The sequence below is a fragment of the Bdellovibrio bacteriovorus genome (genome assembly GCF_041888015.1).
GTDB lineage: Bacteria > Bdellovibrionota > Bdellovibrionia > Bdellovibrionales > Bdellovibrionaceae > Bdellovibrio.
In genome coordinates this window covers 2,245,260-2,260,445 of record NZ_CP168968.1, presented here as the reverse complement: position 1 = coordinate 2,260,445, position 15,186 = coordinate 2,245,260, and the positions used below count along the sequence as shown (strand labels likewise).

At 49.7% G+C, this 15,186-nt stretch carries 11 protein-coding genes; 7 read left to right on the top strand and 4 right to left on the bottom strand.

The genetic code is table 11. The features are described 5' to 3' along the window. Positions 1-65 precede the first annotated feature (65 nt). The 3 genes from ACES2G_RS10910 to ACES2G_RS10900 are packed head-to-tail and all read left to right on the top strand — an operon-like array spanning position 66 to position 7,479. Positions 66-3,428, top strand: a complete 3,363-nt coding sequence (locus tag ACES2G_RS10910) for a hypothetical protein (RefSeq protein ID WP_374000165.1) — start codon at positions 66-68, stop codon at positions 3,426-3,428. Then, complete coding sequence (locus ACES2G_RS10905; RefSeq protein WP_347359178.1) at positions 3,425-6,517, top strand: S8 family serine peptidase; 3,093 nt, start codon at positions 3,425-3,427, stop codon at positions 6,515-6,517. Before ACES2G_RS10910 ends, ACES2G_RS10905 begins: the two co-directional genes overlap by 4 nt. 56 nt (positions 6,518-6,573) lie before the next feature. Continuing rightward, positions 6,574-7,479 (top strand): hypothetical protein, encoded by a 906-nt coding sequence (locus tag ACES2G_RS10900; RefSeq protein ID WP_347359179.1) that lies wholly within the window; start codon positions 6,574-6,576, stop codon positions 7,477-7,479. Between the two features lie 64 nt (positions 7,480-7,543). On the opposite strand, the gene ACES2G_RS10895 is transcribed toward ACES2G_RS10900, so the two are convergent. After that, positions 7,544-8,269 carry a rhomboid family intramembrane serine protease gene (locus tag ACES2G_RS10895; protein ID WP_347359180.1) on the bottom strand — a complete coding sequence of 242 codons (726 nt, stop codon included), beginning with the start codon at positions 8,267-8,269 and terminating at the stop codon, positions 7,544-7,546. A gap of 56 nt (positions 8,270-8,325) precedes the next feature. After that, positions 8,326-8,718 carry a hypothetical protein gene (locus tag ACES2G_RS10890; RefSeq protein ID WP_374000164.1) on the bottom strand — a complete coding sequence of 131 codons (393 nt, stop codon included), beginning with the start codon at positions 8,716-8,718 and terminating at the stop codon, positions 8,326-8,328. A 266-nt stretch (positions 8,719-8,984) separates the two neighbouring features. Between ACES2G_RS10890 and ACES2G_RS10885 the strand changes: the two genes are divergently transcribed. Further along, entirely contained in the window at positions 8,985-10,988 is a 2,004-nt protein-coding gene (locus ACES2G_RS10885) for a DUF3943 domain-containing protein (protein ID WP_374000163.1), read from the top strand. A 6-nt stretch (positions 10,989-10,994) separates the two neighbouring features. On the opposite strand, the gene ACES2G_RS10880 is transcribed toward ACES2G_RS10885, so the two are convergent. After that, complete coding sequence (locus tag ACES2G_RS10880; protein ID WP_347359183.1) at positions 10,995-11,657, bottom strand: hypothetical protein; 663 nt, start codon at positions 11,655-11,657, stop codon at positions 10,995-10,997. A 162-nt stretch (positions 11,658-11,819) separates the two neighbouring features. Here ACES2G_RS10880 and ACES2G_RS10875 point away from each other — a divergent pair, with 162 nt between their 5' ends. Next, a complete protein-coding gene (locus ACES2G_RS10875) occupies positions 11,820-12,467 on the top strand; it encodes an HD-GYP domain-containing protein (RefSeq protein WP_347359184.1) in 648 nt (215 codons plus the stop codon). 37 nt (positions 12,468-12,504) lie between these two features. Here ACES2G_RS10875 and ACES2G_RS10870 read toward each other — a convergent pair whose 3' ends face one another. Beyond that, a complete protein-coding gene (locus tag ACES2G_RS10870; protein ID WP_347357419.1) occupies positions 12,505-13,305 on the bottom strand; it encodes a DUF1338 domain-containing protein in 801 nt (266 codons plus the stop codon). A gap of 130 nt (positions 13,306-13,435) precedes the next feature. Here ACES2G_RS10870 and ACES2G_RS10865 point away from each other — a divergent pair, with 130 nt between their 5' ends. Then, the gene (locus tag ACES2G_RS10865) at positions 13,436-14,452 is read left to right on the top strand and encodes a DUF2817 domain-containing protein (RefSeq protein ID WP_347357421.1); all 1,017 of its coding nucleotides are present in this window, start codon (positions 13,436-13,438) and stop codon (positions 14,450-14,452) included. Further along, a complete protein-coding gene (locus ACES2G_RS10860) occupies positions 14,439-15,179 on the top strand; it encodes an alpha/beta hydrolase (protein ID WP_347357423.1) in 741 nt (246 codons plus the stop codon). Before ACES2G_RS10865 ends, ACES2G_RS10860 begins: the two co-directional genes overlap by 14 nt. Positions 15,180-15,186: the final 7 nt, after the last annotated feature.

The following is a 15,186-nucleotide window of genomic DNA, read 5'->3' as shown; positions in this document are numbered from 1 at the left end:
TTGACACCACTAAAAAAGGATACGCCATGTCCCTCAGAATAGTCATAGTCTGCGCGTTATGCCTGATGGCACTGTCGATAGCGAGTGCAGAGAGCGTTTCATTGCCGTTGAACTCGGTGAAGAAGCCTGCTCAGGACCTTATCAGTCAAAGCGGCAGTGCTTTGGATGTAGGGCAGGCCGCGGCGTTGGCGAATCAGGGGCAAGACCTGAGTATTCTGAATCCTGCTGAAAACAAGATGTGGCAAAACCGTGTCTATCCGGGTGTTGAGGACGTGCCGGGCAGCTATCCAACGGGCGCCAATGGCGTGCAGTTCCTGTCCGAAGAAGCCGCATTGCCATTCACCTATATGTCCCGCGTTCAGTCGAACGAAAATCCAAACTTGTTCTATCGTTTAAGCTTAAGCCGTCTGACCCATACAACTTTGATGCGTGCGGCATTGCTTCGAAAGCTCGGCTACTATGTTCCGTCACCAAAATACTACCGCAACCTGCGTGTGTTCTTTAAGTCTGAAGAAGAAAAGAAATCCTTCCTGAAGAATGCCCAGGAATCCATGATCTCTGACTTTGACAGTCGTGGCTGGGTGACTGAAAGCAATACGCAAAACCATTCTGTGGTCTTTGCCGATGCAATGCTGGAACCAGCCGTTGCCGAGTATTTTGATATCCAGTGGGGCTATGCTCCAGATCCAAACAATCCAAATCAATTACCCGCAGTTCAGCGTTACTCTCGCTATCGCGCTTACCGTGCGTTGATCCTGCCGTTTTCTTTGGTGGACTTGCCAGAGAGTGTGAATCGTTTCTCTGCGAAATTCGGTTCCGTGCTTTCCGGTCACGTGATTATTAATCACCCGTCGGCAGAGTCTTTCTCTGCAGCCAGTTATGAGGACGTACGCTGGTTGGTGCGTCGTCTTTCTGAACTTCGCTATAATGACTTCGTTGAAATCGTTCGCGCCGGTGCTTACCCGCAGGAACTTGAAGACCTGATCGTGGCAAAACTGGTTCATCGCGCACACAACGCCCTGGAGCTCTTCAATCTTAAGAATGTTTCCGGCTGGCCAAAGCCGGATCTGAATATCAGCTCTCGTTCCGGTTTGGTTAAAGACGGGAAGGTGACTCAGGAATTCGTTCCCGGTTACCCTCAGCGTTTTGCCCACGGGGATCGTCAGTCTCCGTTCCAGGATGGGGATTTGGAACGGTACATGGGTATCCGCGCAAAATCCGCGGCTATCGGGACTGTGCTGAATCATATCAATGAAAAATTGGATCTTTTATCTGTCGGTGATCTGTATCAAAACCGTCGCGACGAGATGACTCAAAGAGTGATCGAACACATCCGTCAACGCCCTTACGAACCCCTTTACCAAAAGGTGGAAGCTTGGGGTGGTCCAGTGGGTGGGTTCAACCTTGGCGCCACTCGCCATGTGACGACGGGAACTTACTTCGGAAGTTCTGCGCCGATCCAGTTGGTGGATAACGTCAGTGTGGCAGGACGTCTGGGTTACTTTATGACTCTGGATGGAGTTCCTAAAGTCACACCAATGGCAGGTGCCAACATTATGGTGATGCGTGACTATACGCACGTGCGCCCTTTGACGTCCATTCAGGAAGGCACCAAGGTCTCCTGGAAAGACATGTTGATCCCACGTTTCATGACGAAACTTTCCAGTGTTTTGGATGAAAAAGACCCAATTAAGGGGGCAACACCGGATGCTCCGACTCGTCAGCCCTTGGATGCGTTCCTGGCCGACCTGCGTGAGGGCGAAGTCTTCACGATCACAGATTCCATTGCGTTGTCGGCTTATGCTCAGACCTCGTCGTCTTTGGATGTCCTGATGGGTATTTCTCCATTGAATTTCCTGAATACTGTTACTGTCGGTGTGGATGCCAGCCGCGCGATCCTGCGCCAGACCAGCTTCATGCGCACTAAAGAAGGTGTTCAGGTCTATGTGCGTTCTCAAACCAGCAAGGCTTTGGGAATGACTTTGGATATGAACTACTTCATCAATATTCTGCGTGTTCGTTCCAACACCACGTGGGCGGATCTGAATACAGATGCCTTCGTGATCGATTACAATCCCGAGTATGCGGAATACATTGATTCAGAAAATTCTGACGCGAAGTTCGTGCAGGACTTCAAAAGAACCCGCGACAACCTGAAACCAGCTTTGCGTGCCTTGTTTAAGAGCAACGATCCGGAATTGTTGTACGCAAAATTCCAGCACCGCAAGTTCGAGATTGATCACAATCTGAAAACTCGCGAGGTGCGTTCCAAGTTCTTTGCCATGCGTGTGAACTCATTCAACGAAGACCATTTGTTGAAAATCCGCTACCCGCGCAGTGAAGAAGCTCCTGAGCTGAATCCAAAAGACGAAGAAGTGACTTTGTTCTCTAACAAACGTGGGGAACTGAAAGGTCGCGATCTTCTGGGCTTCGCCTTTGACTGGGTGGAGGGTTTGCTAAATAAGTGGGCACCTAAAGGCCGTGTGGATCTGGCGCGCAGTGATGACCCGAATCCGGCCAATACGCCGTTCGGTAAAGCTTACTGGAGAACTGTCAACACCGAGGCAGACCTCACCACCACAGGCAAGCAGTATCCATCCGTGGGCGTTGTTCAGCACGTCTGGGGTGGCTGGCACTTGAACCGTAAGAAGTTCATGAAACTGATTGATGAAGTTCAAGGTGAACTGAAAAACTCTCCAGTGGCGTCCTACCGCCTGATTGAACCAGAGGCTTTCGCTAACGTGACCGCGGTGGATTTCTATCGCATTACTGCGAATCTTTCGATTCTGCCTGCGGGGTTGGATAAGTTGAAAGAGCTGGTATTGGCTCCGGATCAGGATGGCAAGAGTGTGCCGAAGGCCAAGTTTATTGGGCGCTTCTTCCAGAAGATCAGTGAAAAACTGGGTCGTGAGGCTCGTCCCCATGACAAAGAGATCTATAAAGACATGCTGACGGTTCTGGGTAACGGTGACTTCAAGGCGGGGGAACGTAAGTTCGTTGATGCCTGTCAGGAAGAACAAGACCGTCACAAAAAAGAAAAAACCATGAACTACACGGGCACGTGGGTGAATGGAACTTACTTTGATTGCATGCTTCCTTGGTTGGAGCGTCTGATGAAGTTGTCAGCGGCGTATCCAAAAGACAAGAAAGCTCAGACTCAGTGGATGACCAATGTGATCTATATCCTGGAAGAGGAAATCCCATTGCCGCAATTGCTGAAGTTCCTGGGTAAGGAAAATTACATCTACTTCGTGCGCATCAACGGTTTCCGTATGGGTGACGAGGACGGGGATATTGAATACTTCTCAAACACCTTGGGTGATCCGAAACAGCATATTGAATATGCCAACGGTCTGATCCAGATGTTTGCGACGAAAACCCGTGTTTCTCCAATCGAACTGGATAAGAGCTTGGGGAGCTTCCGATGAGACACTTGATTCTTGCATTGTTATCTTTCAGTGTGGCACAAGTGCAGGCCGCCGATCCGTTTTCTTCGATGCAATGGGGTCTGAACAATCAGGGCGTGTCCCAGATGATCGACTTGGATCCTTTGCATACATATAAAATCCCGGCTCGCGCCCAGGAAGACGTGCGTCTGCCTAGTCCTGTGAAAGCATCCAAAAAAGTGATCGTCGCCGTTTTGGATACAGGCATTCAAAAAGGTCACCCGGACCTGAAAAATGTCATCCATCGCAATGAATCTGAATGTCGTGCGCTGGCCAAGTTTGAAGCTTGCGTGAAGGACGCTGACCGCGTGACTTGCGAAAAGAAATGGATGGACTTGAACAATCCTGAAGTGGATCAGGACAAGAACGGCTATCCTCTGGATTGTCAGGGTTGGAGCTTGCTGGGTGGTGTGAATGCTGCTGGCATCATGGGTCGTCCTGATTTTGGCGACGACCAAGGTCACGGAACGCATGTGGCTGGCATCGTGGCGGCCGAAGTGGATAACAATATCGGCGTGCGGGGATTAAGCGAAAACGTGTCGATCCTGCCCGTGCAGGTGATCGGCGTGCAGCCGAGCGAGCCGATGAAGCCTTTGTCTATTTATGACTCTCCGCTGGAAGAGGGCCGTACTCACATCAAGGAAAGCTTGGGTGATATGGTTGGCCGTGGTGTGATCTATGCGATGCGCTCTGGTGCTCAGGTCATCAACTTCTCGATGGGCTGGCCTCAGGCTGCGGACTCTGACTTTATGAGAAAAGTCATTCTGGAAGCGCAAGCGCGCGGTGTGATCATTGTCGCTGCGGCAGGAAATGATTCCACTCGGGCATTGTTGCGTCCATGTGCTTATCCGAACGTGATTTGTGTTGGCGCTTCCGGTCCGGATGGAGCGTTTGCGCACTTTTCAAATTTTGGTTCTGGTGTTGATATCGTTGCGCCAGGTGTGAACATCCTGAGCACGTACCCTGAAAGCAAGCGTCCGGTGCGTTTCCGTTCTACTTTGGGTTATGAATTCCTTTCTGGAACATCCCAAGCGTCACCGTATGTGGCTGCTGCTGTGGCAGAGCTGTTGGCGCGCGGAGTTCCGGCTAAAGATGTTTATGCCCGACTTGTTTTGGGAGCCCGTCCTGTGAAAAGTAACCTTTCTTTAGTGGAAGGCGGGTCTCATCAGAATGGACAAACCTTGAGCCCGGAAAGGGAAATTTATCGTAAATTTGCCGTTGCTGGAAATATGGACGTAGAACGTTCCTTGAAAGTGGCAGCACAGCCGTTGATCGTTCCCGCTGATAAAGAAAAGCCTGAAATCCTTTGGGATCGTAAAAGCAAAGACCTGAGCTATGAGGTGTCCTTCGTCAATAAATGGCAGGACGTGGAAATCGGCAAAGTGAAAATGAATGCCCAGTTCCTGAAGCCCCACACAGATGCGGCTCGCCCATGGATCACAGCAGTTCAAGAATCTGCTCCTTACCCTGGTGTCTGGAAGCAGGGGGAAGTGCGCAAGTACGTGGTGCTCATGAGCATCGTGGATCACAGCGATCCGTCCAAGTCCCGTATTCCAAGTGAACTGGATTTGACCGTGGACGTCAGTGTTTCCGGTCAGGAAGCTCGCCGTTATGTCCTGGAAAGCGAGATCATTGTTCCGATCAATTCAGATGCCGTGGGTGCTGATGTGAACACCTTCAAGCTTTCTGGAATGCCAAGAACCCGTACGTCCTTCCTGCCAATTGATGAGAATCTGGATAACCATCCGGAAGAACGTCATTACTTCGTCCAGGCCGGGGATGAGAAAAACTGGCAGTTGTGGGTGGCTGCGAACAACGGGTCTGATACATATACTGTTGTAGGCGGCACGAAAATTCGCATGGAAGCTGAAGAAAAGCTGCGTGCACAGATCCTGGTTCGTCTGGATCTGAACAATGATGGTCAAAGTGAATATGCCCTGGGTGTGTTTGAAGACCGCAGTGAAGCGACTGAACCTGGTCCATCACCAATGAACTTCTTCTTCTTTGATAAATCCATGAAGCTTCTGGATAGTTTCAAATACTCCAGCGAAGTGGCGCAGATTCCTTTTGCGATGTACTGGCAAAAAGTGGGCGGTACGAAACGTCCGGCGTGGGTGGGCGCGGGTAAAGACCCGGCTAAGAAGCGCAGCCTGAAGGATCGTTGGGAAAACCCGGATAACATCGAAAGATCCCAGACTCGCTTCTACTATATTAATGAAAAGAACGAGCTGAAGTCCCTGGAAGAGCACAACGGCTACAAGATCATTGACGTCATCGAACCGCGCCGTGAACAAGTGGTGGCTGGCCGTGTTCCTGTGTTATTGGCAAAAAATCAGGGGACAGAAGCCAAGCCTTCTTACCTCTATAACTTTGCGATCGCGGAAGTGATTGATGGCCGTGTTGAGAACTTTATGGAGCTGGATCTGTTCGCCAACCAGAACACGTACCGAAATATTTTAGATACGCGCGTCGATAGAGTTCACTCATTGGATTATCAAAAAGATGAATTTGCAGGCAGCTTCTGGTTCAGTGAAGGCTTGGATCGTCAGCAGCGCTTGTCCGTGTTCGACAATAAAAATTGGGACCTCGTGGACCAACAGTTGAAGGCCGAGCGGTCCCAATTTGACTCCGCTTTGTGGGTTCGTGCGGTTTACTCAGGGCTTCAACGCAAGGGCGCGTTCGTTCTGACAAACTCTGAAATTCAGTATCATGACCTGAATACGCAACGCGTGATCAGCCGCAGTTATGAGCGTTACACGTTCTTCCCTGACCTATTTATGTCTAATTCCTATTATCCGCTGACTTTACGGGATGCGCGCGACGCAGCAACGAAGATTCCTGCACTATTTACAACAGAAGGTTCGGGCCTCAGCCGTGGTGTCAGAATGTTGGTACCGGTTTTTGCAAGGGATGGATCTGCGGTTGAACTGGTGTCACCAGCTCGCTTGAGATTGAAGTCAGGAACAGGCTGTCGTCCTTTGGAAACGCCTGTGTTTGATGGAGCCAAGGGGGCACACTCGTTTGACTACTATTGTGGCGATAAATTGCTACGGGTTAACTTGACATATTAAACAAAAGACGATTTTTAAGGATCGCAATTTTAAAAACCTATAAGGGGGAAACCATCATGAAAAATGTATTGCGTGGAATTCTGGCGACTGTTGTTGTTACTGGCTTTGCTGCCTGCGGTGGCGGAGGCGGTGGTGGTGGCGGCGGTGGCGGCCAAGTGATCTACTACCCATACGAAACTGTTTACGGAGACGTATGTCAAACTCAGGAAGCTTCTCCTGGTTGTACATTCTTGAAGTCCACTGGTCAGCGTATCAAAGTTACTAACGACCCACACTACAACAAAGGTGGCTACGGTTCTGACGATCTTTGGTATGTTAAATTCGATGGCAACGGTGATGCTGCGGTTTATGACGATTTGGGTCGTTTCCAGTACTACGCTGACGTAAGCGAATTCGCTGGTTATGTTGGTGGTACTACTATCGGTGTTGGTACAACTGGTTTCTACTGGGAAGATATCGCTAACGGTACTTACTGGTTGGGTAAAAACGGCGTATTGTACAATGCAAACTCCGGTGAATCTAACTACGGTCAAGCTATCAACGATAAAACAGCTTCTTCTGCTTCAGATACAAACTTCGCTGCTTTGAATTCTGACGCGAACAAAGCGCTTGTTAAAATGGCTTCTGATCGTTTGATGAAAGAATACGGCTTCAAACAAGACAAAGCAGTTGCAGTTGCTTCTGCATTGAACTCTTGGGCAGTAGCTGCTGCTGAACGCGGTACTACTTCTGAAAAAGACATGGACAAAACTTTCAAAGCTGTATTCGGTGTTCAGTTCTCTGACGCTTTGGCTGCTGCTAAAGATCTTTCCTTGGGTGACAAAGGTGGCATGCAAGATTTGACGAACAGATCTGCTGCTGCGTTGGGTTTGAAACCTCACCAAGCTCAGAAGTTCATGAAGGGCATGTACAAAAAAGCTCTTGCTAACTGGGGTTACGACGAATCCAGCTTCAACTGGTAATTGTCGGGCTTACATGGCTTAGATATTCAAAGAGGCTCCCATTGTGGGAGCCTCTTTTTTTTGCCTAAGAAAGTGGGGGAACCTTCTCGGGGAGATTGTCTTCGGAGGGGGATTCCTCAACAACCTGCTCAATAATAAGAGCCTTCAGGAAAGTCTTTCGGTTAAAGGCATAATAGATTCCTCCACTGATCAGACCCAGAATAAATCCATAGAAATGACAGAGGTAGCTGATGGTCGGGTCAAAGGCCGAGGCGGGCATAAATATCCCCAGTGCGACTCCCAGGGCCCGCAATATTCTTTGCGTCAGACTTCGCTGTTGATCCAGCAGCAGATACAAGACCAGCCACGCACCACCCATCCAGTAAACCACGCCGGAAATTCCCACCAATCGGGTTTGTGGTTCATAACTTAGCAACGTCAGCAGGTTCGTAAGGCCGCCAACAGCCAAGGCCGCAGTCGGGAAAAGCCATAGGCTGAAATATCCCGTCAGCAGATAACCCAGAACAAATATGCCCAGTGAATTGGAAGCCAAATGACCTAGGTCGGCGTGGGCAAAAAGGGCGGACCAAAGGCGCCAGTATTCATGCTTTTGTAAAACACTTTCACCCGAGGCGGGCATCAGGGAGGCCGCTCCGGCAATGTCCTTCCAATAGATCACAGCCGTGACGATAAGAATAAAAACCGACCAGGCGGCAATCAGACTGGCACGGAAGCGGGGGCGGCGACTGAGCCAAGTACGGCGAACCACCGAAAACATGGTGGAATTCGCCAAAGGGGGCGTGGGTTGCATAGAGGACCTCCGGCAACAAAGATGAGTTCGTTGGAGGCCCTGTCAAGGTGGGTAAATTATTTGGAAAGGAACACGGAAGGGACCGTCACCAAAGCATCTGGCAGACCCTTCTTATCCCTGAAGGTCTCAAAGGACACGGTCAGGATCTGGGTTTTTCCGTCAGCATTTTTGCTGGTGATGGAAAGGGTGCAGTCATCAGTGCCATCATAGCTGTTGCCCGTGCAATAGGAGGAGGTCATTGAGGAAGAACCATCACTGGAGATCAAGGCTTCGGCCAGAACCGCAGACAACTTTTTTTCAACAATACTGGAACCATCTTGAATCTTTACCGATGTCGAGGCGGCTTGATTCAGTAAAACTTCGGTCGCCTTTTTGGCGGTCTCGCTCTGTGATGCAAAGCTGTTCGAGGCGCTTAGCAAAAGCAGGGCTGCTGCAAGGATCGTTTTCATGGTTACTCCTTTTACATTCCATGTAGGTACACTTATCCGATTGGCACAATTATGCAAAGTGTGCCGAGACCTTAGCTGAAAAGTAACATGTTTGAGGTGTGCAGTTTTTTGACAGCAGACAAAAAGGGTCGGGAATTGGATAGCAAATTTCGGCATTGTCTCGGGGGTGGAGCCTCAGTCGGCTTATAAAGCTTAAGAGGTCTTCATATTCTGGCGAAGCCTTTGCATTCTGTTAGGTTTTGATTCTTTTTGTGAAAGGAACGGCTATGAAGTTCTGTCTTATTACGGCTCTGACATTTTTGTGTCTAGCGCTGCCTGTGGCAGCAAAAGCTGCTACTCCCACAAAAAAGATTCTGGTTTCGGTCGGTGACCTGAAGGAAAACTCCCACAGCCTGTGGAAGAAAGAAACCTGTGTTTTGGTTCATGCTCTGGCCAACCAGGCCAGCGACAGTGCCGTGGATGTGACTTGTCGATCATTTGATACATCCAGTTTTGTCGATCCCTATCTGAAAACTGCCCAGGGGCAGTTTAGCTATCATTTGCGTATCACCCGCACCTTCCAAGACGAAGTGAAGGTGGATGTCACCAACTGGAGTCGCCTGCATCAAACTGACTTTATCAATCTGGGCTGGAACTTCCGCGAAAATCTTCTGGAAAAAAATAAGAAGCAAGAGGCCATGGCCAAGGCTTTGGCTAATTTCTTCTTCTATGTTTCCAATGAAGAGGCGTTTAAAGCGGGCTTGCTGGTGAACGGTGTGCATGAATCTGACCGTGTTGAATACGATCAGAAGAAAGGCGTTTTTGTGGACAAGCAAATGCGCCAGGAACTGACAGTCAATCAGGCTTATTCTTTGTACGAGAGTGAAAGCGAACGCAAAAAAAATTACCTGCGCACCGGTGTAGAGCTGGGAGTTCTGCTTTCGGCGGGGATGGCCGTTTATTATAAAAATCTGGTCTATAACAGGCAGGACTTTGACTATGGCTTCCGCGATGGTTTGAGAAAGAAACTTAATGGTGAAGCTATTTTATATGACGACAACGACAAGTTCGCTAACTATGGCCACGTCTATGCGGGTGTTTTGTATTATCAGGTGGCCCGGGCAAATGGATTTAATTCCTTAGAATCTTTCCTGGTGGGCTTCGCCTCTTCCGCGGCGTGGGAATTTATGGAGTACCACGAGGTCTTTTCCCTGAATGATCAGATCCTGACTCCTATCGGAGGATATGTGATCGGTGAGGCCTCTTATCAGATATCCTGTGCGCTTTTACAAAAGGGCGGCAAGATGGCCAAGACCGTGGGTTATACCATCAATCCGGGACTGGCGATGAATCATCTTATCGACAAACACACTCGTGGTGACAAGTATGCTTCCCAGCCAGACTGTAAGAAGCCTCGCTGGTCTGAGATTTCCATGTACATGGGACTGGAGCGGGGTCAGAAAGCTTACGAGGGCAGCAAGGACACATCGTATGTTTTGGGCCTTGAAGCGGATGTGGTGAATATCGAGGATTATCAAAAACCGGGAACCAGTTCCAAACTGGTCTATGACACTGCCTTGGTTAAAGCGATTTTGGAAAAAAGCGGTGGCGATGGTGCGGGCGATATCAAAGTGATCGCTCAGGTGGTGATGGCCGCTTATCATGAAAAGAAATTGGACTTGGATCCGCAAGGGCAACTACGGGGCTATGATCTGATTTTAGGTGTCGGCTCGGCCAGCACTTGGCGGGATCGTGGTGGCGAGACCAAATCCAACACCGAGGATTTCTACGGAACTATTAACATTTTGGGTGCGACTGCCAGGGCGAATATTTACTATAAGGGTTATAACGTTCAGGCGGAATTCGGCTTCTATGGCGACTTTGCGATGGTGAAGGCTTGGGCTCTGAACGACTTCAAAGCGTCCAACGGTGGCCATCTGAACGATCAATACGGAGTCATCCGCAAGCGCGGCTATTATTGGGGGCTTGGCACCACGACGTTGGCGGCCTTGTCAGTTGAAAAGGGCCGTATGAAGGCCGGATATGAGGCGCAGGTGTCTTCGGCTCACGACATGAAGAGTCGTCATCGCAGTGGCGCTGATGCTGCGGATCCAGCGGACTTCCGGGATTCTTTGGTGGCCCACAAAATTTATATTCGCTTTAAGATCACCAAGAATTTGAGCTTCCAGCTGGCCCACGAGATTGTGCAAAGAGAAGGTTCTGCCAACGGCAGGAAGACAGACAGAGGAATAGACCAGCGAACCACAGGAACTCTGGTCTATCTGTTCTGATAGTTTTTAGAAGTAACCGATCAGGCCGGCTTGCAGGGACAGGCCGGTAACGGTGGTGTCAGACCCGACGCCGCCGGATTTTTTCTGATAGATATAGCCGCCATCCATGCGGAAGCCGACGTTGCTGCCAGTGGGGAACCATTTTACAAAAGGCCCGGCAAAGACGGTCATCAAATCACTCTTTGCTCCCGCGCCGTTGTCATGTTGTCCAAAGGACCCCAAGCCGCCCAGGCCATAGACGAAAATTTCGCCAGGGGTGTTGGAAATCATATTGTAGTCAGCCCAGCCACCCACAGCTAAAGTAGTGGCGGTATTGCTGCCGGTTGCATCTGAAGAGTAAGATCCCAGCGGTCCAAATTCGTAGGAAGCAAAGTTCCAGCCAAAGCGTCCGGAAATGGAGATGTCAGTTTCATTCGAGGCACCGGCGGCATCTGATTTTGTATTCATCAGACTGAAGCTGACAGAGACCAGATATTTGCGCATCGACTGGCTCATGGTCGTGTCGCCGAATTCATCCGGAGCAAGCTCATAGACCTGGCCTGGAGCCAGGCTTCCACCAGAAAAATCAATAATGGCCTGGCTGCCTTTGACTTTACGAACTTTGATTTTTTGTGCGAAGGCCGAGGACGAAAAAGCCAATAGAGCACACAGAATTAAGAACTTTCTCATGTTATCCTTTCCATGACGAAGTACCAGGCTAAAGTCTTCCAATCCCCAGTGGGGCTGTCAATGAGAAGTTGTCCCAGAATGAGACTCTACTGTTTCTTCTGTTTAAGTATTCCTGTGTTTCGGCCGAATTAAGAAGGGTAACAGGGGAACAAAGGGAGTGCCATGTCTTCTTCCTGGGGAAACATTCCAACTTGGGCGTATGATGCTGCCCAAGCATTGATGCAGTCGTTGAAGATTGTGGACCCATTGACCTACGCGCATTGCTGTCGTGTGGGCGAAATGTCCCGTAAGCTGGCACGCGATGCCGGTTTGAATGAGTATCAACAAAAACTGGCGGAGTTCGCAGGTCTTTTCCATGATATTGGCAAGATCGGAGTTCCACAGGAAATCATTGCCAAGCCTGGCAAACTGACAGACCAAGAATATGAACTGATGAAATGTCATCCGGTTCTGAGTGAGGAAATCATCAAACCGCTGGCACAGCACGATTTCTTTGCGGAAATTTTGCCGGGCATTCGCGGTCACCATGAACGTGTGGATGGTCGTGGTTATCCTGATAAAAAGAATGGTGATGAGATTCCGTTGATTGCCCGTATTATTCTGGTGGTGGATACATGCGATGCCATGTCAGAAACACGTGCGTATCGCAAAGGCCTGCCGATGGAAGTGGTCTATGAAGAACTCAAACGCTGTTCCGGCACGCAGTTCGATCCGCAGCTTGTGAAGATCTTCCTGCAGGCCCACGGGCACTGGAAGGATCAGGCGCCGGATCAGGACACCCTTCAGTATTTAATTAAGAAAATTGCCTAAAAAGAAAAAAGCCCTCGTAAGAGGGCTTTTTAGTTTCTTATTGTTTGTTCGTACTTTCAAAGATCTTGTCGGCGGATTTGGCGACAAAGCCCTGATACAGGTGACCGTTGGCCAAAGGATAACGCTTGGCAAACTCATAGTAACAACCTGGAATGTTGTGAGTGCTGCCATCGTCAAACTTCACCGGGATCTCAGAGGCCATCGTGGAGCTTTGCTCCAGGAAGTCTTCCGGAGTGCCTTTGATTTCGCCACCGGACTTATTCAGGGTGTAGCCCTTGTCCTGGATAAACTTGTTCAGGACGGTGATGTCGCTGAATTTTTTAAGCTTGTTGATGTTCACAGTGAAATGATTCGGGCGGAAGCCATAGGCCGCAACCCAGCTGGCATATTCACTTTCCTTGGCCAAAGCAGCATAGACATCCCAGTTGATTTTCCAAGGGCGTCCCGCCATGGCAAAGGTTTCGCTTTCGATCAAAGAGTCTGGAATTTCCGCAACAAGCTTGTTAACCGTCTCACGAACGAATGGAGAAACCTTTTCCAGCTCCAGTTCACTGATGAAGATTTTTGGATTGTCCATGTTGGGGTGCTCATAGTGTTTTGCGTAGAGCTTTTTTTCCACGAACGTGTATTCGCCTTTTTCGACGTAGCCCAATTTTTTGAAGTGCTTAGCCAGGGATTCCAGACCCAGACGAGGATGATTGAAGGTGCGAAGCGCGATGTGGTCGTTAAGCACAGTTTCACCCTCTGCAGTGAAAATGTCATAAATGCGTTTGGCAGCAGGGTTTAGTTGGCAATAATCAGCCCACATTTTTTGCAATAGGGTATCCAGACTCATCATATCTTCTCTCCTGTATGCTGCGAGATTACTCCGCTTGGCACAGAGGCGCAACGCTCCTTCAATGGCTGCGAGCGTTAAGCGTTGGAGGTGGGAAAAATATCACTGAGAATAGGGCCTCTGTGGGGAAAAAATGACAACGTTGCCTGAGATCCAACAAATTGAAAAAAAGATCGAAGCTTTGGGTTCCACCGGACGTGCCGAGGTGCTGGCCTACAGCCAGCTCGATGATCTGCGTTTCCCCATCTACAAAGTCAGTTTCGGCAGTCAGGACCCCAAGGCGCCGGTGTTGGGTTTTGTCGGTGGGGTGCATGGACTGGAGCGTATCGGTGCACAAGTCTGTGTCGCTTTGATGAATTCTTTGGCAGAGCTTTCCCAATGGGACACCACCATTCAGCAGACCTTGCAGAACATTCGCATTTTCTTTATTCCTACCGTCAACCCCGTCGGAATTCATCGCAAGACCCGCTGCAATCCCAATGGTGTCGATTTGATGCGCAATGCTCCTGTTGATGCAGATAATCCGCAGTTTCTTCTGGGAGGACATCGTTACAGCAATAAGCTTCCCTGGTATCGGGGGGAGCTGGGTGCGCCGATGCAACTGGAAGCGCAAACCCTGGTGGACACGGTTCAGAAAGAAATCGCACAAAGTCCCTTGGCCATCACTTTGGATCTGCATTCAGGTTTTGGTCTGCAAGATCGTCTGTGGTTCCCTTATGCCAAAACAGTGAAACCGTATCCGGACCTGCACCTGTGTTATGCTTTGAAAGAACTTTTGGATCATACCTATCCTCATCATTTCTATCGTGTTGAACCGCAAGCACAGAACTACACAACTCACGGCGACTTGTGGGATTACTTGTATGACAATCATGCGGGGCGTGCACAAGGGCAGGTCTATGTTCCATTGTGTCTGGAAATGGGCTCGTGGTTGTGGGTGAAGAAAAATCCGTGGCAGATTTTCAGTGCCGAAGGGCCGTTCAATCCGCTCAAAGGACATCGGCACAAACGCACGTTGCGTCGACACAACACCCTGATGGAATTTTTGATTCGCGCCTTGAGTTCGCCACAAGCTTGGGCCGGGGCGGAGCCGCAGCAAGTGCAGCAGCTTGAACAGAAAGCAAAGGAGCTTTGGTATGGCGAAAGGTAGAAACTGGCTTTTGTTGCGCGGGCTTGCTCGCGGAGTGGGGCACTGGGGTTCGTTTGCGGAAAGCATTCAAAAACATTTTCCTGAAGATCATTTTGAGTTTTTGGATTTGCCGGGCAACGGCACTCGTCATCTGGAAAGCAGTCCTTTGCGCATCTCCGATTACGTCAAGGATTTGCGTTCGCGTTGCAGCTATGTGAAAAATGGAGAGTCCTTCCAGATTTTGTCGGTGTCTTTGGGCTCCATGATCACCGTGGAATGGATGCGCGAATATCCCCACGAAGTTAAAAAGGCCTTTTTGACTTGTACCAGCTCCGCAGGGTTTTCACCGTTCTATCATCGCTTTTATCTGGCCAATGTGCCGCGCGGATTGAAGCTTTTGGGAAAGCAGGAAAATGCCGAGCTGTGGGAGCAAACCGTGCTGGGTATGATTGTGAACAATCAAGAGCGTCGTGAAGCTGAAATGCCGGCGATGGTTGAGTACTCGAAAAAGTATCCTATGAATCCCACCAACGTGTTTCGCCAGCTATTGGCGGCCTCCCAATATCGTTTTCCTGAACAGCCTCCGGGTGACGTGAAGTTGCTGGGAAGTCATGGGGACCGTTTGGTATCGGACAAGTGTACGCTGAAAATTGCCGAGCAGTGGGGGGTGAAGGCCCAGATGCATCCCTGGGCAGGGCACGATGTGCCGATTGACGACCCGCAATGGTTGCTCGAGCAGTTACTCTAAAAGGCCT